A 1210-nucleotide genomic window follows, 5' to 3' on the forward strand; every position below is an offset into this window, starting at 1 on the left:
GGATATCCCCCCAGTTGGTGGTTAAGCATCGGACATCTGTGGTTTTCTGTGGTTTTCTGTAGTCTTTCCTGTCAGCCTTACTTTAGGGTTTTCCCTAGAGAATCATATAGCCCCCTGAAACTCAGGCATTGGCTTTCCGACTCAGATTCAGGCTGTAGCTAGATGGACTTAATCAGAAGACAGAATCAGATGTCCGACCGCTAGTTAACTGTGAAACCCTTTATACAGAAGGAACAGCAGCTTGAGCCGTTAGACCCACAGCTTCTGCATATTTGAGGTAAGTTTCCACAGATGCAATCACAACCCTTGCTTCTACCGATAACAGTTCTATGCCCACTAAGGAAACACGAACCCAGGCATCAATTACAATCCCTTTATCTAGGATACGATCAATAACCTCAGCCAAGCTCGAAGATGAGTTTACTTTTTCAACTGCCATGAGTCAATTACCTCTTAATTTTCATATTGACACCCCCACCGTCCAGCTAGGCTGTGATGGTAGATTGTTGCTAGTATTACTGTTGACCAGGCTACCAGGGAAGTCCTGTTATCCTCCATCATACAGAATCCAGACAGATTTAACCGTCAAGAATGTGGCAATAGCCCGAAGCTTCTGAGTATGATACAATCAATAGTGAGGCAATCATGCCATTGGTGAAGGTATCTCTCAAAGCCTCCAACATTCTGTTCAAAGAGGACTATTGTCACGTACAAATCGCCTTTTTAAAACCAAGATATACAGGCTATGTACTTCACGTCCACCCTTAAACAGCTATGGAGCATCATCCTACGACAACGATTTGGAGTCTATCAGTACTTGGGTATAATGTCAAGCATTTTGGTAATAATTATTAGGGTTTGACTAGCCTTCGCCTTCTGAGGCGTTGCTGGGGTCGATTTCACCCTTTCACCACCCCAAACCGACTTTTCCCGTTCCCGACGATACTCTCGTCATTGCATCCGAAACTTACCCATATCCTCAAACATGGACTGAATACCTGCTAGGCGTTCGGCTTTCGCCTCTTGGATTGGCTGTAGCAAGTTTTCAGCCATAATGGTGCGGATCAGATCATATTGAACTATTGCCATACCTGCTGGGCGAGTTTTCGGCGACCGGCAGCTCTTTCCTGGTTCTGTTGTTGCCACTGCTGTTGCCATTGAGCAACCGTATCTCGAAGTTCCGCCCGAAAATCCCGTAACTCCTGCGCTA

Annotated in this window: 2 protein-coding genes; both read right to left on the minus strand. The window is 45.6% G+C overall.

From position 1 onward, the window contains the following. Positions 1 to 220: 220 nt before the first annotated feature. Positions 221 to 439 carry a gas vesicle structural protein GvpA gene (gene gvpA / locus ACTIE0_RS24530; RefSeq protein ID WP_006616598.1) on the minus strand — a complete coding sequence of 73 codons (219 nt, stop codon included), beginning with the start codon at positions 437 to 439 and terminating at the stop codon, positions 221 to 223. A gap of 512 nt (positions 440 to 951) precedes the next feature. Further along, positions 952 to 1089: a hypothetical protein gene (locus ACTIE0_RS24535; RefSeq protein WP_008049827.1), complete on the minus strand. Its 138-nt coding sequence runs from the start codon at positions 1087 to 1089 to the stop codon at positions 952 to 954. Between the last annotated feature and the right edge of the window lie 121 nt (positions 1090 to 1210).

The organism is Limnospira sp. (genome assembly GCF_051859755.1).
In the GTDB taxonomy this organism is placed as follows: domain Bacteria; phylum Cyanobacteriota; class Cyanobacteriia; order Cyanobacteriales; family Microcoleaceae; genus Limnospira; species Limnospira fusiformis.